This is a genomic window from Haloferax namakaokahaiae, from assembly GCF_042663225.1.
Lineage (GTDB): Archaea > Halobacteriota > Halobacteria > Halobacteriales > Haloferacaceae > Haloferax > Haloferax namakaokahaiae.
In genome coordinates, this window is the sequence record NZ_JBHTAA010000005.1 from 757,070 (window position 1) to 781,441 (window position 24,372).

The 24,372-nt window shown below is 63.3% G+C and carries 24 protein-coding genes; 4 read left to right on the forward strand and 20 right to left on the reverse strand.

Features of this window, described 5'->3' with window-relative positions; translation table 11 throughout:
* The first annotated feature begins 11 nt into the window (after positions 1-11).
* The gene (locus ACFQJC_RS11470) at positions 12-1,709 is read left to right on the forward strand and encodes a histidine kinase N-terminal 7TM domain-containing protein (RefSeq protein ID WP_390223583.1); all 1,698 of its coding nucleotides are present in this window, start codon (positions 12-14) and stop codon (positions 1,707-1,709) included.
* 44 nt (positions 1,710-1,753) lie between these two features.
* Here the strand turns inward: ACFQJC_RS11470 and ACFQJC_RS11475 are convergent, their stop codons facing one another.
* Entirely contained in the window at positions 1,754-2,860 is a 1,107-nt protein-coding gene (locus tag ACFQJC_RS11475; RefSeq protein WP_390223585.1) for a M24 family metallopeptidase, read from the reverse strand.
* Positions 2,861-3,012: 152 nt separating this feature from the next.
* Between ACFQJC_RS11475 and ACFQJC_RS11480 the strand changes: the two genes are divergently transcribed.
* Positions 3,013-4,062, forward strand: coding sequence for a DUF7544 domain-containing protein (locus ACFQJC_RS11480; protein ID WP_390223587.1), 1,050 nt, complete (start codon positions 3,013-3,015; stop codon positions 4,060-4,062).
* A 15-nt stretch (positions 4,063-4,077) separates the two neighbouring features.
* Here the strand turns inward: ACFQJC_RS11480 and ACFQJC_RS11485 are convergent, their stop codons facing one another.
* Positions 4,078-5,385: an MFS transporter gene (locus tag ACFQJC_RS11485; RefSeq protein ID WP_390223589.1), complete on the reverse strand. Its 1,308-nt coding sequence runs from the start codon at positions 5,383-5,385 to the stop codon at positions 4,078-4,080.
* Between the two features lie 96 nt (positions 5,386-5,481).
* Here ACFQJC_RS11485 and ACFQJC_RS11490 point away from each other — a divergent pair, with 96 nt between their 5' ends.
* Together ACFQJC_RS11490 and ACFQJC_RS11495 are read left to right on the forward strand one after the other, a co-directional pair.
* Positions 5,482-5,646 carry a hypothetical protein gene (locus tag ACFQJC_RS11490; RefSeq protein ID WP_390223591.1) on the forward strand — a complete coding sequence of 55 codons (165 nt, stop codon included), beginning with the start codon at positions 5,482-5,484 and terminating at the stop codon, positions 5,644-5,646.
* 51 nt (positions 5,647-5,697) lie between these two features.
* Positions 5,698-5,922 (forward strand): DUF7543 family protein, encoded by a 225-nt coding sequence (locus ACFQJC_RS11495; RefSeq protein ID WP_390223592.1) that lies wholly within the window; start codon positions 5,698-5,700, stop codon positions 5,920-5,922.
* Between the two features lie 19 nt (positions 5,923-5,941).
* Here the strand turns inward: ACFQJC_RS11495 and ACFQJC_RS11500 are convergent, their stop codons facing one another.
* The 18 genes from ACFQJC_RS11500 to ACFQJC_RS11585 all read right to left on the reverse strand — a co-directional run bounded on the left by ACFQJC_RS11500 (position 5,942) and on the right by ACFQJC_RS11585 (position 24,259).
* On the reverse strand, positions 5,942-6,733 hold the full coding sequence (locus ACFQJC_RS11500) for an ABC transporter permease (protein WP_390223594.1): 792 nt from the start codon (positions 6,731-6,733) through the stop codon (positions 5,942-5,944).
* Positions 6,730-7,707 carry an ABC transporter ATP-binding protein gene (locus tag ACFQJC_RS11505; RefSeq protein WP_390223596.1) on the reverse strand — a complete coding sequence of 326 codons (978 nt, stop codon included), beginning with the start codon at positions 7,705-7,707 and terminating at the stop codon, positions 6,730-6,732. Before ACFQJC_RS11505 ends, ACFQJC_RS11500 begins: the two co-directional genes overlap by 4 nt.
* A complete protein-coding gene (locus ACFQJC_RS11510; RefSeq protein WP_390223598.1) occupies positions 7,704-8,486 on the reverse strand; it encodes a CBS domain-containing protein in 783 nt (260 codons plus the stop codon). The genes ACFQJC_RS11505 and ACFQJC_RS11510 overlap by 4 nt, the downstream gene beginning before the upstream one ends.
* Before the next feature lie 44 nt (positions 8,487-8,530).
* Positions 8,531-9,988, reverse strand: coding sequence for a DHH family phosphoesterase (locus ACFQJC_RS11515; protein ID WP_390223599.1), 1,458 nt, complete (start codon positions 9,986-9,988; stop codon positions 8,531-8,533).
* Between the two features lie 120 nt (positions 9,989-10,108).
* A complete protein-coding gene (locus ACFQJC_RS11520; protein ID WP_390223600.1) occupies positions 10,109-11,629 on the reverse strand; it encodes an NADH-quinone oxidoreductase subunit N in 1,521 nt (506 codons plus the stop codon).
* Positions 11,630-13,159 (reverse strand): complex I subunit 4 family protein, encoded by a 1,530-nt coding sequence (locus tag ACFQJC_RS11525; RefSeq protein ID WP_390223601.1) that lies wholly within the window; start codon positions 13,157-13,159, stop codon positions 11,630-11,632.
* Positions 13,156-15,177 carry an NADH-quinone oxidoreductase subunit L gene (gene nuoL, locus ACFQJC_RS11530; RefSeq protein ID WP_390223603.1) on the reverse strand — a complete coding sequence of 674 codons (2,022 nt, stop codon included), beginning with the start codon at positions 15,175-15,177 and terminating at the stop codon, positions 13,156-13,158. Before nuoL ends, ACFQJC_RS11525 begins: the two co-directional genes overlap by 4 nt.
* 4 nt (positions 15,178-15,181) lie before the next feature.
* Positions 15,182-15,484: an NADH-quinone oxidoreductase subunit NuoK gene (gene nuoK, locus ACFQJC_RS11535; protein WP_390223605.1), complete on the reverse strand. Its 303-nt coding sequence runs from the start codon at positions 15,482-15,484 to the stop codon at positions 15,182-15,184.
* Positions 15,484-15,852: a proton-conducting membrane transporter gene (locus ACFQJC_RS11540; protein WP_390223607.1), complete on the reverse strand. Its 369-nt coding sequence runs from the start codon at positions 15,850-15,852 to the stop codon at positions 15,484-15,486. Before ACFQJC_RS11540 ends, nuoK begins: the two co-directional genes overlap by 1 nt.
* Complete coding sequence (locus tag ACFQJC_RS11545) at positions 15,849-16,109, reverse strand: NADH-quinone oxidoreductase subunit J (RefSeq protein ID WP_390223609.1); 261 nt, start codon at positions 16,107-16,109, stop codon at positions 15,849-15,851. The genes ACFQJC_RS11540 and ACFQJC_RS11545 overlap by 4 nt, the downstream gene beginning before the upstream one ends.
* Before the next feature lie 101 nt (positions 16,110-16,210).
* The gene (locus ACFQJC_RS11550) at positions 16,211-16,672 is read right to left on the reverse strand and encodes a NuoI/complex I 23 kDa subunit family protein (RefSeq protein WP_390223611.1); all 462 of its coding nucleotides are present in this window, start codon (positions 16,670-16,672) and stop codon (positions 16,211-16,213) included.
* Complete coding sequence (locus ACFQJC_RS11555; protein WP_390223613.1) at positions 16,669-17,718, reverse strand: complex I subunit 1/NuoH family protein; 1,050 nt, start codon at positions 17,716-17,718, stop codon at positions 16,669-16,671. Before ACFQJC_RS11555 ends, ACFQJC_RS11550 begins: the two co-directional genes overlap by 4 nt.
* Positions 17,718-19,385, reverse strand: a complete 1,668-nt coding sequence (locus ACFQJC_RS11560; protein ID WP_390223615.1) for an NADH-quinone oxidoreductase subunit D — start codon at positions 19,383-19,385, stop codon at positions 17,718-17,720. Before ACFQJC_RS11560 ends, ACFQJC_RS11555 begins: the two co-directional genes overlap by 1 nt.
* Positions 19,382-20,083 (reverse strand): NADH-quinone oxidoreductase subunit B, encoded by a 702-nt coding sequence (locus ACFQJC_RS11565; protein WP_390223617.1) that lies wholly within the window; start codon positions 20,081-20,083, stop codon positions 19,382-19,384. The genes ACFQJC_RS11560 and ACFQJC_RS11565 overlap by 4 nt, the downstream gene beginning before the upstream one ends.
* Positions 20,080-20,496 (reverse strand): NADH-quinone oxidoreductase subunit A, encoded by a 417-nt coding sequence (locus ACFQJC_RS11570; protein ID WP_390223618.1) that lies wholly within the window; start codon positions 20,494-20,496, stop codon positions 20,080-20,082. Before ACFQJC_RS11570 ends, ACFQJC_RS11565 begins: the two co-directional genes overlap by 4 nt.
* A gap of 152 nt (positions 20,497-20,648) precedes the next feature.
* A complete protein-coding gene (gene purE / locus ACFQJC_RS11575; RefSeq protein WP_390223620.1) occupies positions 20,649-21,263 on the reverse strand; it encodes a 5-(carboxyamino)imidazole ribonucleotide mutase in 615 nt (204 codons plus the stop codon).
* Positions 21,260-22,408: a 5-(carboxyamino)imidazole ribonucleotide synthase gene (locus tag ACFQJC_RS11580; RefSeq protein ID WP_390223622.1), complete on the reverse strand. Its 1,149-nt coding sequence runs from the start codon at positions 22,406-22,408 to the stop codon at positions 21,260-21,262. The genes purE and ACFQJC_RS11580 overlap by 4 nt, the downstream gene beginning before the upstream one ends.
* 102 nt (positions 22,409-22,510) lie before the next feature.
* The gene (locus ACFQJC_RS11585) at positions 22,511-24,259 is read right to left on the reverse strand and encodes a flippase activity-associated protein Agl23 (protein WP_390223623.1); all 1,749 of its coding nucleotides are present in this window, start codon (positions 24,257-24,259) and stop codon (positions 22,511-22,513) included.
* Positions 24,260-24,372 lie beyond the last annotated feature (113 nt).

The following is a 24,372-nucleotide window of genomic DNA, read 5'->3' on the forward strand; positions in this document are numbered from 1 at the left end:
AACAATGTACGATGGTTAGTGCCCCGCCGCTGCCGATTCTCCTCCTCGCCTGTGTGACAGTCTTGTCACTGGTGATTTCGGTGACGTTCAATCATCGGCAGAGCGACCGGCCGGGGGCACGCGAACTCAGTATACTACTGCTCGCCTGCGGGTTGTGGAGTGGCCTGTACGCCCTCCTCTTGGTGGCTTCGGAGACGCTTTTGATGCTGTTCTTTCTCCGGTTGATGTACGTCTGTATCGCGGTGACGCCCGCACTCTGGTTCGCATTTGCGGCGGCGTTCACCGGGTCGAACTCGTTGCCACGCAGCGGGTGGGTCGTCGCCGGAATCGTGACGGTCGTCCACCCCGTCTCGGCGTTTCTATGGCCGATTTCCGAGTTGACGTGGACGAGTGTAACTCGTGTGGAAATCGGCGAGTTGTCGGCGATAGCGACCGATAAAGGGCCGTTGTACTACGTGTTTTTAGCCTACGCGTACATGCTCTTGCTCTGGGGTGCCGCGAAGTTCACCCGACACGTCATGGTGGCTCGGCCGACGTACCGAAACCAACACCGCCTCATCGTGGTCGCACTGCTCGTCGCGTTCGTTCCCAACGTACTCTTCCACGTGATGCCGACGAAATACGACCCGACGCCGTTCGCGTTCACCATCTCGACGCTCCTGTTCGTCGCGGCCGACCGTCGGTTTCACCTGTTTCGAACCCACCCGCTCGCCCGCGAAGTCGCACGCGAACACGTCATCGAGGAGATGGGCGACGGCGTCCTCGTCGTCGATCGGTCGGGAATCATCACCGACGTGAACCCCGCGCTCTCGTCGGCACTCGCCGTCCCCCAACAGCGACTCATGGGCGCGCAACTGGAGGAGATAGCGCCCAGACTCGTACGGCAAATCGAGGCTGGCACCGACGGGCAGACGAACTTCCACCACGCAAAGACTGACAAGACCTACACCGTGGAAGTCTCGCCATTTTCCCGCCCCGGCAACGAGATGAGTGGCAACATCATCACCCTCCACGACGTGACCGAGGTGAGACAGCGCGAAGAGCGACTCACGGTCCTCAATCGAATCCTCCGACACGACATTCGAAACGGTCTCAACGTCATCGACGGCTACGCCGAACTCGTCGTGGACGGCGGGACGGACACCATCACGAGACAGACCAGCGCCGACCGTATCAAAAATCGAACCGAGGAACTGCTCGAACTCGCCGAGAAGATACGCGCCGTCGAGAAGAGTCTCGACCACCGTGCCGACCTCACGCGCCTCTCGCTGATGGAGACGCTCCGGCACGTAACCACCCGCGTGAATCAGGATTGGCCGGGTGCGTCGGTCTCTCTCAGCGGTCCCGAGAACGTGACGGTCCTCGCCACGTCGGCCGGCGAATCGCTCTTCTACAACCTCATCGAGAACGCCGCCGAACACGCCGGGGAGTCACCCGCGGTTTCGATTTCGGTGACCACGGACGACGAGTGGGCGACGATTACCGTCAGCGACGACGGGTCGGGGATTCCGAACGAGGAGATTTCGGCCATCGAAGCGGGAGAGACACCGCTTCGACACACCAGCGGCATCGGACTCTGGTTGGTGACGTGGCTCGTCCGACAGTCCGCCGGAACCATCGACTTCGACGTGGACGACGAGGGGACGACGGCGACCGTCGGTCTCAAAATCGCCCCCACAGAGGCCAAAACCCGGTCAGAATCGGTCTGAGGAGTCGCAGAACTCAGATTCAGCGGTGCCACCCGGTTTCAGATTCAGCAGTGCCACCCGGTGTCGGTCGAGTTCAGTCGCTCGCCACCCGACTCGGTGACGACCACGAGGTCTTCGATTCTGACGCCGAACTCCTCGGGCAGGTAGACGCCCGGTTCGATACTGAAGACGTTGCCGACGGCGAGTTCGCGGTCGCTGTCGGCGACGATGTAGGGTTCTTCGTGGACGTCCAAGCCGACGCCGTGGCCGGTTCGGTGGATGAACCGGTCGCCGTAGCCCGCCTCTTCGATGACCTCGCGGGCGGCGGCGTCGATTTCGCCAGCGGTCACACCGGGTTCGACCGCGTCGATAGCCGCCGCGTGGGCACGCTGGACGACTTCGTGGACCGATTCGAACTCGGCCGAGGGGTCGCCAGCGAAGACGACGGTTCGGGTCTGGTCGCTCGGGTAGTGGTCCACGCGCGTCCCGAAGTCGAGGACGACGGGGTCGCCGGCTTCGATGACTCGGTCGCCGTGGGAGTGGTGCGGTTTCGCACCGTTCGGTCCCGACCCGACGAGCGGGCCGAAGGGGATGCCCTCGCCGCCCTCCTCTTCGAGGAGGCGCTCGATGTGTCGTGCGAGTTCCGTCTCGGTCATGCCGACGATATCGTCGCCCATATCGCGGAGGCGTTCGACGACGCGGTCCGCGACCACACCGGCGCGACGGAGGGCGTCGAGTTCCGCGTCGTCTTTCTGCGCGCGAAGTGGTGCGAGGACGTCGCTGGCGAGCCCGAAGTCGGTTTCGGGCAGGACCGCTCGCAGGTCGTGCGTGAATCGCGCCCACATCGTGTCGTCTACGAGGATACGACCGTCGCCGAGTCCGAGGTCCGAGGCGACGGCTTCGACGGCGGCGTTCGGGTCGTCGTCGTCGCCCCACGTCCGTACGTCGGCAACCCACGATTCCTCGCGGACCTGGGTCTCGTAGAGGTCGGGAACGAGGAAGACGGGGTCGCCCGAACGCGGGAGGAACAAGAACAGGTGGCGCTCGCCCGGCGATTCCTCGAACCCGGAGACGTAGTAGAGGTTCTGACTCGGGAACAGCACGAGCGCGTCGATTGCTTCGCTGTCGAGGCGGCGCTGACACGCGCGTGCTCGTCGTTCGAAGGGCGTCATGCGAGTGGCTACGCGGGGGGTGAAAAAAGCGTGGGCGGTCCGTCGGTGGGGATGGATTCGAACCGAACGTCGTCCGTGCCACGCCATTCGTGTCGTGAGAAAACCATAACTTCTCGAACAGCTTTATTGGGGTACGCGTCGCACGACTACCTATGAGTTGGTACGCAATCGATGCCCTCGAAGACGCCCGTGATGCAACGGCGTCGCTCCTCCTCCCCGTAGACCTCAGTCGGTGGGCGCGCCTCGCCCTCATCGCCCTCTTCGTCGGTAGTGTCGGCAGCGGTGGCGGCGGGGCGAACGTGAGTAACTCCGGCGGAACGGCCCCGGTCAACGGCGGTGGAACGGTCGATGGCGTCCCAATCGACCAACTTCCCGCGTGGGCGACCCCTGAGAACTTCGTCATCGCTGCGATAGCACTCCTCGCACTCGGGTTCGTGCTCTTTCTCGTCTGGACGCTCATCGGTTCGGTGATGGAGTTCGTCTTCGTCGATGGCGTCGTCTCGAAAGACGTGCACGTCCGAAAACCGTTCCGCGAGCGGTTTTGGCTCGGGATGCGCCTGTTCGCCTTCAGAGTCGGGATTATCCTCGCCGTCTTCTTACTCATCGGTCTCCCGGGAGCGGCGCTGGTTCTCGGTGGCGCGTCCCTCTCGCCGTCGATATTCCTCTTCGCAATCCCGCTCGTCTTCCTAGCGATACTCCTGTTCTTCGTCGTCGCGCTGGCGCTCCAGTTGACGACGGATTTCGTCGTTCCGACGATGATAGCCGAAGACCGAAACGTCCTCTCCTCGTGGCGCAGAGTCGCACCGCTGTTCCGCGCCGAGGTCGGTGAGTTCGGCCTGTACGTGTTACTCCGGTTCGTCCTCGGAATCCTCGCAAGCATCGCTATCGGCATCGCAACCGCGTTGGTACTCCTCGTCGTCGCAATCCCCTTTGCTATCGTCGCGGGCGTCGTCGTCCTCGGTCTGGCGGCGGCGCAAGTCTCGGCGTTCTCCACGGTCGGACTCGTCCTGCTCGGTATCCTCGGCGTGCTGTTCGTGGCCGCCGCAATCGCAACCGCCGCGTTCGTCCAGATGCCCGTCGTGACGTACTTCCGGTACTACTCGCTGTTCGTCCTCGGCCGCGCGGACGAGTCGCTGGACCTCGTGTCTGGCTTCAGATCGGAAGACGACTCGCCCTCGACCGAGGGCGCGGCACCCGCGTAATCCCCGCGCTATTTTTCAGGCAGTAGTCGGACTGACGACCTCACGGTCGAGTCTCGCCAGCAAGACGAGAATCGGAATCATCAGTAAGCCGCCCGCGACGAAGGGTGCCCAGAACGCGATACCGGTGTAGAGTCCGCCAGCGACCGCCGGACCGAAGGTTCGGGCGAGACTGCCGGCGCTCTGCGTGAGACCGAACGCACCACCCTGTTCGTCGTCGGTCGCCGACCGCGAGACGAGCGTATTCAACGAGACGTTCGTGAGCGCGTTCCCAATAGACAGCGGCGTCATGATGACCAACAGTGCGAGCACGCCCGACGGGAGCACCGGCCCGAACGAGACGAGCGGCCCGAACGTCGGAATCGACGCGCCGAGAACGGGCGAGAACGGCACCGCCGCGAGCATGACCACCTGAATCGCAACGCCGGTGATGGCGAGTCGATACTCGCCGTAGCGGTCGGTCAACGGGCCGATGAAGCCACCCTGGACGATGGCGATGACGATGCCGATGTAGGTGAGCAGAACCGCGTTCTCGGTCGCGCCGTAGCTGTACTGGTCGTTCGTCAGGAAGATGAACTGGCTTTCGAGTGCCGAGAAGGCGAAGGAGACGAGGAAGAAGGAGACGATGAGCGCGCTCAGCCCGTGGGTTCGAAGCGCCGACGCGAGTTGTTCGAGACGCGACTCGCGCTCCTCGGAGACGTCCGTGCGTGCGTCCGGCGGCCGCGACTCGGGGAGGATGAAGTACGCGGCGACGAGGTTGAGGCCGGTGATGACGGCGGCCGCGAAACTCGGCAACGAGAACTCCGAGACGGGCACGAACGCCGGGAGAATCGAACGCGTGGCGACCACGACGGGGTCGCTGGCGAAGAACCCGCCGAGTGCCGGGCCGAAGACGAAGCCGAGACCGAACGCCGCCCCGAGCAGGCCGAGACCCTTCGCGCGGTCCTCTGGCGGCGTGATGTCGGCGATGTACGCCTGCGCGGTGGCGATGTTACCGCCCATCGACCCCGCGAGCATGCGCGCCGCGAAGAGCACCGCGAGCGACCCCGCGAGACCGAACATGGTCCACGCGATGACGCTCCCGGTGAGCGACAGCAAGAGGACGGGGCGACGACCACGCGTATCCGAGAGTCGGCCCAACACCGGCGCGGCGAGGAACTGCATCGCCGAGTAGGAGGCGATGAGCAGACTGCCGACGAACTCCGTCGCGCCGAACGAGAGGGCGTACAACGGGATGACAGGAATGAGAATCCCGAACCCCAGCAAGTCAACGAAGACGATGACGAAGACCACACCGAGCGCACGGCGTGGATTTTCAACAGACATTGGCAGTGTGCTTGGTCGGTATCTGGTTAATCACACCGGTCTCAGCACGGGAGTAATCGGTCATTAATTAAGATACTGACATTCGTAGGAGTGGATATGTCATTCGAGTGGGTGTCGTACTTTCACTGTCGCAACTGCGGACTCGCAAAGTCGTCAGTAGACATTCCGTACGACCGGTTGGGCTACGCGGTTTGCCCAGCGTGTGGGGTGACGACCGGACCCACGGTTCGAAAGGTCACGAGCGAGTTGCCGGCGTTCTGAGCACCTCGTGGAGATGGATAGCCACAAGGTGGTCGCAGGCGACGAGCGAGTATGAGCTGGACCGAAGTCCGTCGAGACGAGCGCATCGTCGAGTGGGAACGAAGCGACGGTCACGCGACGATTCGCGTCCGTCGCGGGCCGAAGGGGTGGCACGTCCGATTCGATAGACTCCACCAGTCGCCCGACGGCCGCGGCTACGACACCGTGCAGTGTTCGGACGAGGAGTCCGCCGACGAGACGGTCGCCGAGTGGAAAGCGAAGTACGACGTAGAGTAGTCCGAGACACCTCGCTCGATTAGTAGTGGCCGAGGACGCCTTTCTTCCGAGCGCGCGTCGTGAGCGCGTCGAACACGAGATACCCGACGAGCGTGTAGCCGATGCCGACGGCGACGAGCACGGCGAGGTCCGAGAGTGGGAACTCCCAGAGCCGAACGCCGCCGGTCATCGCTCGCTGAAGCATGTAGCTTCCCTGTGCGAGCGGGAGCAGTTTGAGGAGCGGCAGTTGCTCGACGGGGGCGGCCGCGAGTCCGACGAACCCGAACTGGAGCAACCCGAAGATGCTGTTGACGCGTTTATAGAGGAGGGCTAACCCGGCCATCGCAAAGCCGACGCCGACGACGGAGGCGAGCGCGAACGCGCCGAGTGGGACCACCGTGAGTACGTCCACCGAAATCGAACTCCCCGTGGTCACGAGCATCAACGCGAGAATCGCCCCACCCCACAGCAGGCTGAAGGCGACGTTTACGATGGTCTTCGCGGCCATCACGCGCCCGAATCCCAGCGGGGCCATGTAGAGTTGTTCGAGCGTTCCCCACTGCGCCTCGCGCATCACCGCGCCCGCGAGGTCCTGATACGCCGAAAAGGCCATCGTGACGAGGAAGTAGCCGACGATGAGCGAGTCCAGCGAGTCGTCGAATCCCGGGCCGGCGACGGTTCGGCCACCGAAGAAGATGAAGACGAAGAACGCGTAGATGCCGAGGAGCGCGCCGACCGTGTTGATGGGGTAGCGCTTGAGGAGGATGTACTGCTTTCGCGCCACGGCACTCACGAGGGCGACGAACGCGCGGGAATCGGCGGCGACGCTCACGGCGACACCTCCAGCGATTGCTCGTCCCCTCTCTCGCTCGTCAACTGCAGGAACGCCTCGGTCAGGTCGGGTTCGACGGTGTTCACCGAGACGAGTCGGCCGCCGTCTGCGATGCACAACTCGGCGAGTGCTGGCAGGTCGTTGCCGTCGTCCAGTGCGACCATCATCCGCACGCGCTCGCCGTCTCGCTCCCACGACTCGACGGCGTACTGCGAGCGAATCGCCGACTCGGTGGACTCTCCGAGCGGGCCATCGACGACGAGTCGAACCGCGCTGGTTCGAAAGAGGTCTACCAGCTCCCGCACCGCACCGTCGGCGACGATGCGGCCGTGATTGACGACGATAACGCGGTCACACAAATCCTCGATGACGCTCATGTCGTGGCTGGTGAGGACGACGGTGAGTCCTCGTTCGTCCGCGAGTCGCCGGAGTTCGCGCCGCAAGTCGAGCGAACTCTCAACGTCGAGCCCGAGCGTCGGTTCGTCGAGGAAGGCCACGTCGATGTCGCGGGCCAACGCGCAGGCGAGGGCGACTTTCTGTTTCATCCCTCGGGAGAGTTCGTTGACCACGTCGTCGGCCCGGTCGAGCAACCCGAGTTGGGAGAGCAAGTCGTCGTGTCGCGCCCTGACCGCGGGGTCGCGCGGCGAGTCACCCGCGAGTCCGGCGAAGAACGCGAGGTTCTCGCGGACGGTGAGTCGCCAGTAGACGTTCCGTGCGCCCTCTAAGGTGGCCCCGACGCGACGATACGCGTGCGCCGGCCGGTCGTGTACGTCGATGCCGCAGACGCGAACCTCGCCAGCAGTGGGAACGAGCAGTCCGAGCATCGCTTTGAGCATCGTCGTCTTCCCCGCGCCGTTCGGGCCGAGGACGCCGAGTATCGTGCCCGGCGCGACCGAAAACGAGATGTCGTCCACTGCGACCACGTCGCCGTAGCGTTTGGACAGGGTGCGGACCTCGATGACCGGGTCGGTCATTGCAGTCGTTGGGTGCGCTCGACGAGTGGGTGCCGAGCGTAGTCTACGATGTCGATGTCCGCGAGCGACGACAGGCCCTCTTTCTCGGCGGTTCGTTGCATGCCGAGTTCGATGGGGTCGTCGATGACGATGATGTAGGCGTCCATGGTCTCGATGCCGACTCTGTCGGCGGCGCAGACGCGGTGGTGGCCGTCGGCCAGCAGAATCGCGCCGTTGTTGTCGATGACGACCAACGGTTCGGCCAGTCCGCGTTCGAGTTCGTACTTCCGCCCTTCGAGTTCGTCGGCGTAGACGCGCGCCTGTGTCGGAATCAGGTCAGAGAGCGACACGGTGCCGCGTTCTTGGTGGACCGTGATGCCGTGAATCTGTTCGAGCGTCCGCATGAGTTTCCCGACTTTCTCGGGGGTCGCACGCTCGATTTGACTCCGAATGAAGTCCGTATTCGAGATGATACCGACGAGGTTCCCCGCGTCGTCCACGACGGGGAGTTTCTGAATGCCCGACCGGAGGATGACGCGGGCGGCGTCGTTGACGTCCATCTCGGGGTGAGCGACGATGAGGTCCGTCGCCATCACCTCCTTTATCGGGACGGTTTCGTCTTCGAGGAGGATGTCGCGGGCGGTGACGAACCCCTCGACGCGCCGGCCATCACAGACCGGAAATCCGTTGTGGCCGTCGCTCTCGACGATGCGACGGGCGACGTCAGCGACCGTGTCACTCGGTGAAACTGTCTGCACCTCGCGCGTCATGTACTCCTTGACGGTCGCTTTCGTACTCATCCCTCCGAGGTAGGGTGACAGACGGGAAAAATATGTGGGCCTCGTTACTCGTCGAGCGGCGATTCGAAGGTCACGTCGGTGTCCAAATCGAGGGCTGCAGGCGCGTGTTCGAGCGTCTCGAAGATGCGCCCGGCGACGATACCCGTGACGATGGTCGCCAACGACTCCCTCGAATCGTCGCCTACGTCGTCGAGGATGCCGAGCGGAATCTGTGCGCCCGCCATGTCGGCGTGGCCACCGGCGCTCCCAATCGGCGCGAGGGCGTCACGGAGCACCTCTCCGAGGTCAACGTTCGCGCCGCGGGACCGTCCCGAGACGTACACCGTTCCGCCCATCAGGCCGTAGACGATGGAGATATCGATACCCTCCATGTCGATGAGGTGGTCCGCCGCCTGGGCCAAGGCGTCGCGGTCGCGGATGTCGCCGACGTTCGTGATGAGAACGTTGCCGCGCACGTCGCGGTTTGCGATACTCCGAGCGAGCGTCTCCATCGTCTCCGGCGTCATGCTCGGACTCTCGACTCGCTGGAGAACGTCGGTATCGACCTGCGGGAACAGAAAGCCCGCCGCCTCGAAGTCGGCGGTCGAAACCTCGCGGGTGAAGTCCTTCGTATCGACGCGAATCCCGAACAACAGCGCCGTCGCAACGCGACTGTCCGGTACGATTTCGAGGCGTTCGAGGTACTCCGTGAGGAGGGTGCTCGTCGCGCCGACGTCCTGTCTGAGGTCCACGTAACTCGCCTCGACCGGCGCTCGCGGCGGGTGGTGGTCGATGACGATGTCGATTTTCGTGTCCTCGGGCATGCGGTCGTTCACGCCGGGTCGAGAGTGGTCTACGAGGGCGATACCGCCGTACTCGCCTTCTCGCGGCGGTTCAGAGAGGACCGTCAAGTCCAGATTCAGGAGGTTGACCATCGCGCGGTTCTCCTGATGTGAGATGTCGCCGAAGTAACAGGGGTCGCTCTCGACGTTCGCGCGGTCGGCAATCGCCTGTAATGCGATTGCGGAGGCGATTGCGTCGGGGTCGGGGTTGTCGTGCATCAAAATTGCGAGTCGTCCATCGAGGTTGCGAAGGACGCGCATGAGGCGACGAACCCGACTCGTGTGGGAGTTTCCGGCCATCCCGGAGATGCGGTCGGTCAGTTCGCTCCACGGGTCGATGACGGTGTCCGCGACGCGCTCTATCTCCGCTGCGGCCTCCGGGGACGCATCGATTGGGAGATAGACGAGCAGATACGCGTCGGGGAAGTGTTCGCGCGCGAGGCGTGCAGCGGTCCGATTCGTTCGCGGACGGCGACCGGCGACGATGACGATATCGGCGTCTCTCGGATAGGTCGTCGGGTCCGTCGGGTCGCCTTCGGTCGCCGCGATACCGTCGGCACGAAAGTCCTCGGCGAGTCCTCGTCGGTTGGTGATGACTCTGAGTTCACCCGGACGGTCTACGAGACCATCGACGAGGTCACTTCCGACGGGGCCGCACCCGAGAACCAGGCGACGTACCATACTTTGAGGTTAGTCTGGGGTGGGAAAACCCTACCGTCATTTCTGCACGAGACGGTGCTTCCGCTCGTCGAGTGGGTCAAAAGATGAAGCGTTGTCAGAGACGGAAATCGCGCGCCGCAGTTAGAAGAGCGCGGCGGCGACGGTCTGTGCCGTCTCGATGACGGGCTGGAAGCCCGGCAGCAACAGGACCGTACCGACTGCGGCGAAGACCACAGCGACGTACAGGCCCGTCGGCTGACTGCTGATTTCGATCGGTTGGGACGGCTCTTCGATCCACATCGCCTTGACGACGCGACTGTAGTAGAACAGCGACAGTGCGCTGTTGACCGCGCCGACGGCGGCGAGCCACCAGAAGCCGGACTCGATAGCCGAGTAGAACAGGGCGTACTTCGAGACGAAGCCACCGAACGGCGGAAGCCCTGCGAGCGAGAACATGAACACCGTCATCGCGGTTGCGGCGATGGGTGCCTTCGCCGCGATGCCGTTGTAGTCCTCGAAGGTCTTTCCGAGACCCCACTTTTCGACCATGGCGATGAACAGGAACGCGCCCGTGTTCATGAAGCCGTAGACGAGCAGGTGGGCCATCGACGCGCCGAGGACGTTGCCGTTGGCGGCACCGCCATCGACGGTGATGGCTGCGAGACCGATGAGGGCGTAGCCGGCGTGTCCAATCGAGGAGTACGCGAGCATGCGCTTGACGTTCTCCTGGGTCGCTGCGGCGAAGTTACCGAGCGTCATCGTGACGACGGCGAGTACCGCGAAGAGGAGCGACCAATCGACGCTGCCGCCACCGAGGGCGGTGACGGTGTCGAGCGGGAACGCGACGGTAAAGACGCGGAACGCGACGGCGAACCCGGCGGCCTTCGAGGCCGACGAGAGGAACGCGCTCACCGGGGCGGGCGCGCCTTCGTAGGCCTCCGGCGCCCAGAAGTGGAACGGCACAGAGGCGGTCTTGTAGGCGAAGCCGCCGGCGATCATCAGCACGCCGAGTCCGAGGACGCCGACGAGTTGGTCGGCGTTGGCGAGGTTGGCCGCGACTTCGGGCAGCACGAGCGAGCCGGTGACGGCGAACACGAGGCTGATACCGAAAGCGAAGACGGCCGACGAGAGCGCGCCGATGAGGAAGTACTTCAGACCCGCCTCGACGCTGCCGCGGTTCTTCTTCAGGTACGCGACGAGCGCGTACGACGGCAGCGAGGCGAGTTCGAGGCTGACGAAAACCGTCGCCAGCGAGTTCGACATCGCCATGAGCGTCATCCCCGTGGCGGCGAACAGGACGAGCGAGTAGAACTCGCCTTGGTGGCGGTGGTCTGCGAGGTAGTCGTAGGATGCGACGGTAACCATCGCAGTGACGCTGGTGAAGATGAGCGCGAAGAACAGGCTCACCCCATCGACGACGATTGCGTCTCCGTAGAGGGAGATTGCGCCGCCGGTCGATTCCATGCCGGTTCCAGAGATGAGGAACCACGCAGCGATACCACCTGCGGACAGCGACCCGAGCGTCGCCAGTCCGGCGAGAACGCCGTTGTTCGACGTGTCGGGGTCGATGGTATCGACCAACAGCAACAGCAGCCCCGTCAGTGCGAGGACGATAGCTGGTGCCGTCGCCATCCATTCAGGCAGGGTTTGCAGTGGCGTCATCTAGAACGCACCTCCCAGTTGGAGAATCGGGTTAACTGCTTCTTGAATCATCGTGAAGAAGATGCCTGGCGAGACACCGAGCACGATGGTCAACAGCAAGAGCACCGCGAGCGGTGCGACGTCGTGGAACGGTGCCTCGGTGATTTCGTACTCGCCGTCGAACCGGAAGGGTCCGAACAGCGTACGCTGCATTGCGAACAGCAGATACCCGGCGACGATGACGATACCGAACATCGCGGCACCGGTAAAGAGGGGCATCGCCTCCATGACGGTGGATTCGAACGCGCCCTTGAAGATGAAGAACTCCGCTGCGAATCCGGCCATGAGCGGCAGGCCCATGTATCCGAAGGCACCGGCGACGAAGATACCCGCCGTGACGGGCATCCGGTCGGCGATACCGGACATGTCCGTGACCATGCGCGTGTGCGTGGTGTTGTAGATGACACCGACGGCCATGAACATCAGTCCCGAGATGAGACCGTGGGCGACCATCTGGAAGGTCGCACCGCCGACACCGTAGGTGGTGTAGGCGATGAGACCGAGGATGACGTAGCCCATCGAGGACACAGAGGAGTACGCGACGATGCGCTTGAGGTCCTGCTGTGCCAGTGCGAGCAGTGCGCCGTAGATGACCGAGGCGACTGCGAGCAGTGCGATTGGCAGCGCGAAGGCGCGTGCGGTCTCCGGAAGCATCGTGAAGTTGAACCGGAGCAGGGCGTAGGTACCCATCTTCAGGAGCACCCCAGCCAGCATGACCGAAACCGGCGTGGGTGCTTCGACGTGAGCGTCCGGCAGCCACGTGTGAAGCGGGGCGACCGGGACCTTCACCGCGAATCCGAAGAACATCGCGATGAACGCGACCGAAGCGAGCGCACCGGCCGAGAGACCGGCGAAGCCGCTGAGTTGGCCGGCTTGTAACGCCTGGGCAATCTCGGGCAGGCGCAGCGACGTAATCGAGTCGCCGAGGCCGAACACGAGCGAGATGAACCCGATGAACATCACGAGCGACGCGACGTTCGTGTAGACGAAGAACTTGATAGCCGCGTACTTGCGGCGAGGACCGCCCCAGACGCCGATGAGGAAGTACATCGGGACGAGCACGGCCTCCCAGAAGACGAACCAGACGAAGAAGTCCAGCGCCGTGAAGACGCCGAGGAGGTTCGCCTCCATGAGGAGCATCAGACCGAAGAACTGGGACTGGCGCTCCGAGATGGGAGTCCACGCGCTGACGATAGCGAGCGTGGTGAGGATGGTCGTCAGGACGATGAGCGGCAGGCTGATGCCGTCTACGCCGACCATCCAGTGGAGGTCGTACTGGCCGAGTTGCAGCCAGACGACGTCTGTCTCGAACGCGATGTTCCCGCCCAAGAGGGCGTTCCCAGTTGCGTCGAACTGTTGCCACATCAAGAGGCTCCCGAGGACGGGAACCAGACTCAGCGCGAAGGCCGCCTTCCCGGCATACCGGTCCGGGACGACGAAGGTGACCAACGCGGCGAGGAACGTGACTGCGATGAGCGCTTCGATTATCATGCGAACCATCCTCCGATGAGACCAAGACCAAGCAGCAGTGCCGTCAGGCCGAGCGTCAGGAGTGCCGCGTAGTTACTCACGACACCGGACTGGATGCGCTTGACGCGACTGCCCGTGAACAGACTGACGCTGGAGATGCCGTTGACGACGCCGTCAACGACGCCCTGGTCGAACTTGTCGAGGACGCGCGAAATCGGCTGGACGACGCCCGTCGCAATCCAGACCTGGTACTCGTCTTGGTAGTAGTTGTTGTACAGTACGGTTTTGATGCTCCCGAGTTTGTCCGTGTGTTCGACGGGTTCGGGGACGTTGTACAGCACGTAGGCGAGACCAGCACCAGCGAGTGCGAGGCCGAGCGAGACGGCGGCACCGATTGCGACGGTACCTGCCTCGCCGCCGATGTAGCCCGAACTGTACGGGATGAGTTCGGCGTAGTGGTGTGCGTTCAGCGAATCGTAGCTCCCGTCGAGGAACTGGTGCAGGAAGTCGATTCCCTTGATGCCGAACAGCTTCTCGACCGGAACCATGTTGACGAGACCGGCCGTCGCGGCGAGCACGCCGAGGACGGCGAGCGGAGCCTTCACGTTCCAACCGACGCCGTGCGGGTCGCGCGCGGTGTCGGACCGGGGTTCACCGTGGAAGGTGAGGAACACCATCCGGAAGGTGTAGAAGCCGGTGAAGAAGACGGCGAGCAGACCCATCGCGTACGCGGCGAGCAGAATCGGACTGCCGCCGAGACCGTGGATGAGCGTCTCGTATAGGACTTCGTCTTTCGACCAGAAGCCTGCGAACGGGACGATGCCCGCGAGTGCGAGCGACCCGGAGAGGAACGCGTAGTAGGTCACGGGCATCTTCTCTTTGAGACCGCCCATGTCCCACATGTTCTCGTTGTGGTGCATGGCGATGATGACCGAACCGGCACCGAGGAAGAGAAGCGCCTTGAAGAAGGCGTGCGTCATGAGGTGGAACGTCGCGGCGACGTAGCCACCGGCACCGAGACCGAGCATCATGTAGCCGTACTGGCTGATGGTCGAGTACGCGAGCACCTGCTTGATTTCGCGCTTGACGACACCCATCGTCGCCGCGAACAGCGCGGTGAAACCGCCGATGAGGGCGATGATGGCGAGTGTCGTCGGCGTCAGCGCGTAGAAGCCGTACATCCGGGCGACGAGGTAGACGCCGGCCGCAACCATCGTCGCTGCGTGGATGAGTGCGGAGACGGGCGTCGGACCTTCCATCGCGTCCGGAAGCCACGTGTGCAGTGGGAACTGTGCGGACTTGCCGACGACGCCTCCGAGAACGAGGAGACCGACGACGGTGAACCACGTCTGCGCGTCCATGCCGAGGAACGTGTTGACCGAGTGTTCGCCTGCGAGTGCTTCTTCTGCGAGCACCGGGAACGACTCGGGACCGGCGAAGGCCGCCGTGCCGAACGTCGCAAAGACGGCGACGACGCCGATGAGGAAGAAGTAGTCACCGAAGCGGGTGACGAGGAACGCCTTCTTCGCCGCACTCGGCGGGCCGTCCTGGCGGAACCAGAAGCCGATGAGCAGGTAGGAACACAGGCCGACGAGTTCGAAGAACATGAACGCCATGAGCAGGTTGTCGGCGACGACGAACCCGAGCATGGACGCGGTGAACAGGCCGAGACCGGCGTAGTACCGAGCCAGACCGGTTTCACCCTCGTCGTTCATGTAGCCGAGACTGAACACGTGCACGAGGAAGGCGATGAGCGTCACGATGACGAGCATCATCGCCGACAGCGGGTCGATGAGCAGGCCGAACGTCAGGTTGACCGCGTCGAGACCCTCCGCCCACGTGTAGATCGTTTGGTTGTACGTCTGTCCACCACTGACGGCGACGAACGTCGCAAGCGAGAGCAGGAACGAACCTGCCGTTGCGCCGATGCCTGCCAGTGCGCCTCCCTTCGGCATGTACCGCCCCGCCCCGAGTGCGATCAGGAACGAGAGGAACGGGAGGAGAACGATGGCCGGAGCGAAGTCGAGAATGCCTGCCATAGAGTTACCACCTCATCGTGGTCGCCTTCGTGACGTCCACGCCGTCGAAGTTGCGGTAGAGTACGAGGATGATGCCGATGCCAACGGCGACCTCCGCGGCCGCCAGCGCCATCGTGAACAGGCTGAACGTCTGGCCCGTGACATTACCCCAGTAGAGCGAGAACGCAACGAGATTGATGTTTGCCGCGTTCAGCATCAACTCGACCGACATCAGGAACAACAGCGCGTTCCGTCGGGTGAGGATGCCGAACAGACCGATACAGAACACGGCCGCCGAGAGCAGCAGATAGTACTGCGGGGGCACCATCAGCGGTCACCCTCCTCGTCGTCGAACAGCGTGCGCTTGAGTTCGCGGCCGCCATCCGTCAGGATGGTCCGCATCGTGCCTTGGTCGTCTTCGCGCTTGGCCAAGAACACCGCCCCGTCGAGCGCCACGTCGAGCGTCACCGCGATAACGATGAACACGACGAGGAAGCTCTCGCCCGGAACCTGTCCGAAGTCGAGGTTGAACATCGCATAACCGATGCTGGCGGTGATGTTCGCATCCTGTGCGAACCCTTGTGGGTTCGGGAACGATGCCCCGATGAACGTGGCGGCCATTACGACGAACAGGCCGACTGCCGCCAGACCGGGCACGAGGTGCGAGCCGAGCTTTAGTTCTGGTTTGGTGGTCATGTGCTACTCACCTCCGGTTCGATACGCGTCAGCATCACGGCGAACGTGACGAGAATCAGCACCCCGCCGACGTAGACGAGGATTTGCATGGCGGCGAGGAACTCCGCCTGCAACATCACGTAGTGCACCGCGACGCTCAAGAGCGCGCCCCCGAGTAGGAGTGCAGAATGCCAGATGTCCCGCACGAGGACGACGCCCAGGCTGCAGCCCACGGTAATGAGGGCGAACAGCGCGAACGCGATGGTTTCATAAACCATTGTGTGTGTCTCCTTGAGATAACCCTTTGAACATTTCGAGAACGTCCGCAGCACCGCTGAGTGGACGTGACTCGGCCGGTTCGGTCGTGGTTACAGGCATCTTACTGGTAGTCCACTTCGCCCTCACCCTCGCCAATCCACGCGTTTCGGTCGGGATTGCGAGAGTTGAGTGGGTCGATGTCTTTGTACCACGGGACGTTCTTGAGCTGTTCTTTGTTGTAGACGAAGTCGTTCTTCGTGTCTGCGGTGAACTCGAAGTTCTGCGTGAGCAGAATCGCATCGACGGGACAGACTTCCTCACACAGTCGGCAGTAGATACACTGGCCGATGTGGAGGTTGTACTGCTCGCCGTTGCGTTTGTCGTCCTGCACGATTTGAATCGTGTCGTTCGGACAGACGTTCTCACACTGACGGCACCAGATACAGCGCTCTTGGCTGAACTTGTGCACACCGCGGAATCGCGGGCTCACTTCCGGTGCAGTCTCGGGGTATTCGACCGTGAAGGTCTCACCGTCGAGCGCGTGTCGCATCGTCACTGCCATGCTTTTCAGGATTCCAATCATGCAATCACCCCCACGATGATGGCCGTGAGAACCAGGTTAGCGAAGGACAGCACGAGCATGCCCTTCCAACCGATTTCGAGGAACTGATCGACGCGGAGACGCGGCACTGCGGAACGTGCCCACTGGGTGAACAGGAAGAACGCCCAGATTTTGATCGTGAACCAGACGAACCCGGGCAGGAACGGACCTGCCGGGCCGCCGAGGAACAACGTCGCCGCGATTGCGCCCCCGAGGAAGATGTGGATGAACTCACCGAGGTAGATGAGCACGAAGTAGACCGAGGAGTACTCGGTCTGGTATCCGGCCACAATCTCGGTCGGCGCTTCGGGGATGTCGAACGGGTTACGCCCGACTTCCGCGAGGTTGGCAATCATAAAGAGGACGAACGCGAACGGGTTCACGAACGCGAACCACGTCGGAATCGTCACACCGGCGACCGTCACGAGCGGTTCGGCTTGGACGGCCACGATTTCGCTCATCTGTAGCGACCCGGTGAAGATGACGACCGAGGCCGCCGTGACGATGAGCGGGATTTCGTACGCGATGTTTGCCGCGACGGCACGAAGTGCGCCGATGAGCGAGTACTTGTTGTTCGACGCGTAGCCGGTCATGACGAGACCGAGCGACGCAATCGACGCGGCCGCGAACGCGAACGCGAGACCGGTTTCGGGGTCGGCGAGTTGGATGCCGTTACCCATCGGGATGACGGCAAACCCAAGCAGCGCAGAAAACGGAATGACGATCGGTGCGATGTCCCATGCCGGGCGATCGACGCCCTCGGGAACGATGAGTTCCTTCGAGAGCAGACGAACCGCGTCCGGGATGATGACGAGCAGACCGAACGGTCCGAGTCGGTTGACCGCAATGCGGTCACCGAAGGCGGCCGTAATCTTCCGTTTTGCCCACGGACCGGCGAGTGCGGTCGTGATGAGCATGATGTTGGCGATGAGGAACGCGCCGATGAGACCACCGACAACGTCGCCGACGATGCCTTCGAGACCGAGGAGACCGCTGATGGTGTCCGGAAGGACCGTTTGGAGGTTCATTACCGGTCCACCTCACCGAGCACGATGTCGAGGCTGCCGAGCGACGCAATCATGTCCGGGATGAACTCGCCTTCAGACATCTCGGGGAGCGTCTGGAGGTTGGAGAAACACGGACTCCGAATCTTGAAGCGTGCCGGCTTGTCCGTGCCGTCTGCACGGATGTAGATGCCGAGTTCACCCTTCGCACCTTCGACGGCGCGGTAGATTTCGGTGTCCTCGTCCGGCTTGAGGGTGCGCGGAACGTTCGCCTGAATGTTCCGTTCGTCCTCCGGCCAGTCTTCGAGCAGTTCGACACACTGCTGGATGATCTTCGCGGACTCCTCGACTTCTCGCATGCGCACGAGCAGGCGCGAGAAGTTGTCACAGCCGTCTTCGACGACGACGTCCCAGTCGAGGTTCTCGTAGTAGCCGTAGGGGTCGTCGCGGCGAAGGTCGTAGTCGATGCCGGAGCCACGAGCGACCGGGCCGGTCGCACCGTAGCTCTTGGCGACTTCCGGGGGCAGGACGCCCGTCCCGATGGTACGGGCCTGCAGGATTTCGTTCGAGGTGATGAGGTCGTGATACTCTTCGAGGACCTCCGGCAGGTCGTCGATGAAGTCACGAATCTTCTCGAAGAACTCCTCGCGGGGTTCGGGAAGGTCCCAGACGACGCCGCCGAGGCGGAAGTAGTTGAACATCATGCGCTGACCGGTGAGGTCCTCCAGAATGTTCTGGACGATTTCGCGGTCACGCATGGCGTACATGAAGATGGACGTGAAGTCGCCGTACACGTCGAGTGCGAACGTCCCGAGTGCGAGCATGTGCGACGCGATGCGGCACAGTTCGGCACCGAGCGTCCGGATAATCTGTGCGTACTCCGGCACCTCGATGTCCGCGAGGTCCTCCGCCGTGCGGGCGTAGGCCCACTCGTTCAGGAGGCCCGCCGAGATGTAGTCCCAGCGGTCGGGGTACGGCATAATCTGGTAGCGGTAGGTCCCTTGCTGACAGATTTGCTCTTCACAGCGGTGGAGGTAGCCGATGTCGGGGTCGAGATCGACGATTTGCTCACCGTCAACGACCGTCTTCACGTGGAGCACGCCGTGGGTCGCAGGGTGGTGCGGCCCGATGTTGACGTACATCGTGTTCTCGTCGTTGGCATCGCGGTGGTCCTCTGCGAGCGGGTTCGCGTGCTCGCGGAGGGTCGCAATCTGCGGCCGGTTCTGGTCGTAGTCGAGACCGAGAGGGTGCCCCTGCCACGTCTCCGGGAGGAGGATGCGGCGGTGGTCGGGGTGGCCCTCGTACTGGATGCCGACGAGGTCGTACGCTTCGCGCTCGTGCCAGTCGGCGGTCCGATAGACGGGTTCTGCCGTCTGGCTGACCGGGTTGTCCTTCGACGTGGGAACGACGACGCTCACTTCGTCGGTGCGGTCGTCGAACTTCGTCAGGTGGTAGATGGACTCGTAGCGGTCCTCGTACTCCTGAGCGGTCACACACGAGAGGTGGTCAAAGCCCGCTTCGTCGCGGAGTTTGAACAGCGTCTCTTGGACCTGGTCGGGGCGGATGACGAACGCCGGCGCGTTCACGTGCTCTTCGCGGTCGATGACGAGGTCACCGAGGAGGGTGGCGAGTTCGTCACCGCGCGAGACCGATTCGACCTCGGCGGGTGCGTCTTGTGGTTCCAGGCTCATGGTGAATCAGCCCAGTTGTAGCGCATCACGAGGTCGTCTTGGTCGATTTGGTCGGCGAGTTTGTTGACAATCTCGTCTTGTTCGAGGTCGCCGAACTGCTCCAGTTCGTAGGGCTTGACCGTCACGGGGCTGGACTCACCGTTCGCAATCCGCTCTTGGAGCTTTGCGATACCGTAGATGAGCGCCTCCGGGCGCGGCGGGCAACCGGGGATGTGGATGTCCACCGGGATGACCTCTTCTGCGCCCTTGATGACGTTGTAGCCTTCCTGGAACGGGCCGCCCGAGATGGTGCACGACCCCATGCCGACGACGAACTTCGGTTCGGGCATCTGGTCGTACACGCGCTTCATGCGGGGGGCGAACTTCGAGACGATGGTCCCCGGAACGATAATCACGTCAGCCTGTCGTGGCGACGCGCGGGGCACACCTGCCGCGAAGCGGTCCAGGTCGTGCTTGATGGCGTAGGTGTGCATCATCTCGATGCTGCAGCACGCGATACCGAACTGCAGCATGAACATCGAAGACCCACGAACCCAGTTCATGAACTTGTCAAACTTCGTGAGGATGAACGGCGACGAGCCGAACGCCTCCCGGAGCTTGGAGTTGAACCGGTCGTCCGCGCCAGTCATGCGGGCGTCGCGGGTCGCGGTCTGTACCTGTGAGTCGTCTGTGACGAATGGTTTCTGTTCGCTACTCATGCGTCTTGCCTCTCTGTCTTACGACGGCTCGCCTGCGGGCTTTTGACCCACTTGACGGCGCCGTTGCGCCACGCCCAGACAAGTCCGATGACGAGCACACCGATGAAAACGAGCATCGGCGTCAGAATCGTCCCGAGACTTGCGCCCTGTTCGAGGGCCGAGCGGTAGATGACCGTCCACGGGAAAATGAGGACAGTCTCGATGTCGAACACGACGAACAGCAACGCGACCATGTAGTATTGTATGTTAAACTGGACGCGTGCCGTGCCGGTCGGCACCTCACCACTCTCGTAGGTGGCGCTCTTTCCTTGTTCCGGTACGCTTGGGCGCAGGAGCGCCGATGCCAACATCATCCCAACGGGGATGCCGACAGCGACGAGACCCATCGCACCGATTGCAATCCATTCACTCATGCCGTAGTCTCCCTGACGTGCGGCGGTTAGAAGCGCTCCCCTATAAGCATTGATTTGTGTCTTTCGGGGGCGAGAAGCCGTCTATCCCCCAAATACGCACAGAGAAGCCCCGAACCGTGCGCCGGGGGCATTTCGGCGAAAACAGGTCGAAATTACTGGCTCGTCTCGCGGAATTTTTCCACGCCGAGATTGTGTAGTCGAGACGACGTTTCGGCCACGTCGGCGACGAGATTCTCGTGGTACTCGACGAGTCGGTCCTGGAGTTCTGGGTACGCCCGCGAGAGCGTCTGTACCGCCGAAAGCGCCGCGTTGAACGACTTTCCGGCATCGACGGCGACGATGGGTGCGCCGGTCGGCATGCCGATGACCGAATCGACCGATTTCTCCTGAACCGGAACCCCAACGACGGGAATCGGGTAGGCAATCGAGGCGGTCATGTTCGGCAGGTCTGCGGACTTCCCGCCCGCGCCCGCGATGATGACGTCGATGCCACGGTCTGCCGCCGTATCGCCGTAGGCGTACATGAGGTCCGGCGTCCGGTGCGCAGAGACGACGTACGTCTCGTAGGTAAAGCGCTCGTGCGGCGCTTTTTCGTAGTCGGTCTGCTCGCCGAACCCGAGCGTGTCGAGCGCCTCGTGCGCGCCGGACATCACGTCGAGGTCGGAGTCCGACCCCATGATGATGCCCACGTCGGGCGTCGTCTCTGGGTCGCGGTCGTCGGCCGCCTGTGCGTACAGTTCGTCGATGAGGTCCTGTTCTGAGGTCATAGGAATTCGACTCCGTCGCGGAGGGTGCGTGCACGTTCGAGGAGCGACTCGACGTCGGCGTCCGAGTTCCCGACGGCGGTGAGGTGGCCCATCTTCCGAAGCGGGCGAACCTCGTCTTTGCCGTACCAGTGGAGCGAGACGCCAGATTCAGAGAGCGGCGCGTCGAGACCGCCCAGTTTGCTTTCGCGCGCTGAACCAACGGTGCCCAAGATGTTCGCCATCACGGTCGGCGAGCGGCGGTCGGTCGCACCGAGCGGCCACCCGAGGACGGCCCGAATGTGCTGTTCGAACTGCGAGGAGAGCGCGCCCTCGATGGTCCAGTGGCCCGAGTTGTGCGGCCGCGGTGCGACTTCGTTGACGAGCACGTCGCCGTCGCTCGTCTCGAACAGTTCGATGCCGAAGACGCCGCGGCCGGGGAGGTGCGAGAGTACTTCGCGCGCGACCCGGTCGGCCTCGTCGGTGACTTCGTCGTTCGTGCGTGCGGGAACGATTGTCTCGTAAAGAATCTCGTCTTCGTGGACGTTCTCGCCGACGGGGAAGGTCCGAATGTCGTCGGTGCCGCGGACGCCGATGACCGAGAGTTCGCGCTCGAACTCGACGAACGACTCGGCCATGGCGGGGCCGCCGAGCGAGTCGAGCGCGTCTTCGACTTCGTCGGGGCTGGTGACGGGAACGTTGCCGCGGCCGTCGTAGCCGCCAGTGCGGGCTTTGAGCATGACTGCGCCGAACTCGTCGAGCGCGGCGTGCAGGTCGGCGGCGTCATCGACGCGGTGGAACGGCGGAATCGGGATTCCGGCCTCCCCGAAGGTGCGCTTCTGTACAAGTTTGTCTTCGATGGTCCGAAGCGCGTCGGGGGAGGGGTGTACTTCGATGTCCTCCTCGTCGGCGAGTTCGTCGAGGAGGTCCGGGTCGGCGAGTTCGATTTCGAACGTCAGCGCGTCCGCGCGGGCGGCGAGTTCCGCCATCGCATCGGGGTCGTCGAACGCGCCGACGATTTGGTCGGCGACGCGAGACGCGGGACAGTTCGGTGTCGGGTCGAGGACGACGACATCGACGCCGAGCGGCGAGGCGGCCTCGGCGAGCATCCGCCCGAGTTGGCCCCCGCCGACGACGCCGAGCGTTGGTCCGGGTACGGTGACGGTCACAGACGCGGATTCAGTACGTCAGTGCATAAAACTTGCCGAAATGGGTGTTCGAATGGGCAAGTTCGTGTATAAAAATAGTCGTCGAGAAGACCCGACGCGGCCTCAGACGGCCGTCTCGTTCGCCGCGTCGAGTGCGTCTTCGTCGATGAACACGACGATGTCCTCGCTCCAGAGTTTGAACGCGTGTTCGCGGACGACGTAGCCGTCGAGTTCGGCTTCGAGTTCGTCGCGGTCCCACTCGTAGGCGACGACGACCGGTGCGCCGCGAACGGAGACGGCGGCGGGTTCGGTGTCCGGGGGGGTGCTAATCTGTTCGGCACCCATCCGCTCGAAGTACCACGGAAGCGGGAGGCGACTGTGCCACGACGGGCCGCCGAGCGGGTTCGACTCGTTGGCGACGTAGAAGTGCGTCTCGTCGCTGTTCGGCGGGTGAGTGCCGTAGAGAATCACGTCGGTGCCGTCGTTCGTCTGGGCGATGCGGTCGATGTCTTCGAGCGTCGTCTGGAGGTCGTTCGCTGGCTGTGCCCACTGGAGCACCTCTTTGTCTTCTTCGGTCGAGGCGTTCCAGTAGTCGGCGTTGGCGGCCACGACACCACCGACAGAGGCGAGTAAGACGATAGCCGCGAGACCCAGTCCGACGGTGTCTTTGGTGTCGAAGGCGGCCCACCCCGACCGGAAGACGTACGCGGCACCGACGGCGGCCGGAATCGCCAACGGGACGACGGCGTGGACGACGACCCACGGTGCCTGAATGTCGGTCGCAATCGGGTAGCCGAAGATGCTCACGACGCCCCAGTAAGTTGCAAAGGTCACCAGCCAGCGGAGTCTTCCGGCGACGACGCCGTACCGGTCCACGACGATGCCGAGGATGGCGAAGGCGATGAGCACCGGCGCGCCGTAGACGAACGTCTCGAGGAAGTCTTCGAGGTACGGGAGGTAGTCGTGCGACTGGTGGGAGCCGCCGATCCAGCTATCGACCATCTCGGAGAACGCCCCCGCCGACCCGGCATCGATGACTGCGGGGAGTTGCGAGGGGTTGCCGAGCGCGTTCCAGAGGTCCGGCCGCGGCGCGTAGAAGAACACGAAGACGACGAAGAACGCCGCGAGACCGCCGAGGACGCCCACGAACAGCCTGACGCCGCCCGCCGAGAGACTCCCGGCACCGTAGTTTCGAACCTTGTCGGCGAGCGTACGCGGCCACTCCGAGAAGACGATGTCGCGGGCGGATTCGCCGGCCGAGGTACGGGCGAGCAGCCTGTGGTCCAAGACGAGCGCCCCGGCCCCGAGGAAGCACGCGAGATAGACGACGTAGTTCTCTTTCGCCGCCGCGCCGGTCGCAAAGGAGATGCCGGCGGGAATCAGGTAGCCGAGTCGTCCGGTGTCGTAGGCGCGGACGACGAACCCGAGTGCGATAAACGAGAACGTGGCGACGAGCACGTCGTTGCGCATGAACCGGGAGTAGTAGACGAGCAGCGGGTTGAACGCGAGGAAGAGGGCGAGCGCAACCAGTTCGTCGCGGCGGAGGTGCTCACGAAAGAGCCACACCGAGAGCGGGAGCAACGCGCCGACGACCGCGACGGGGATTCGAGCGGTGAAGTCGGTCGCCGGAAGAACCGCGAAGACGTAGTCGTTGACCACGGGGAGGAATGGCCCGTGAATTATCGGGCGATACGTGAACTCGCCAGTCTCGTGGTAGCGGAGAATCCAGTAGCCTACGCGGCCTTCGTCCCAGTGAAAGATGCGGCCGCCGAGGTCAACGAGGCGGACGAGAAGGGCGACCGCCGCCACGCCGAGGAGGGATGCCACGACAGTAGAGCGGGACACCACCCCGCTCTCAGAGTCGGTTTGCATAACCCATCATGCCAACCGCGTGAATACAACGTTTTTGTTTACGACTACGAGGATTTGTCCTATCGCACGGCAGCGGACAAAATCGGCAGGTGTCGGTAGTTCTTTTAGCCGCC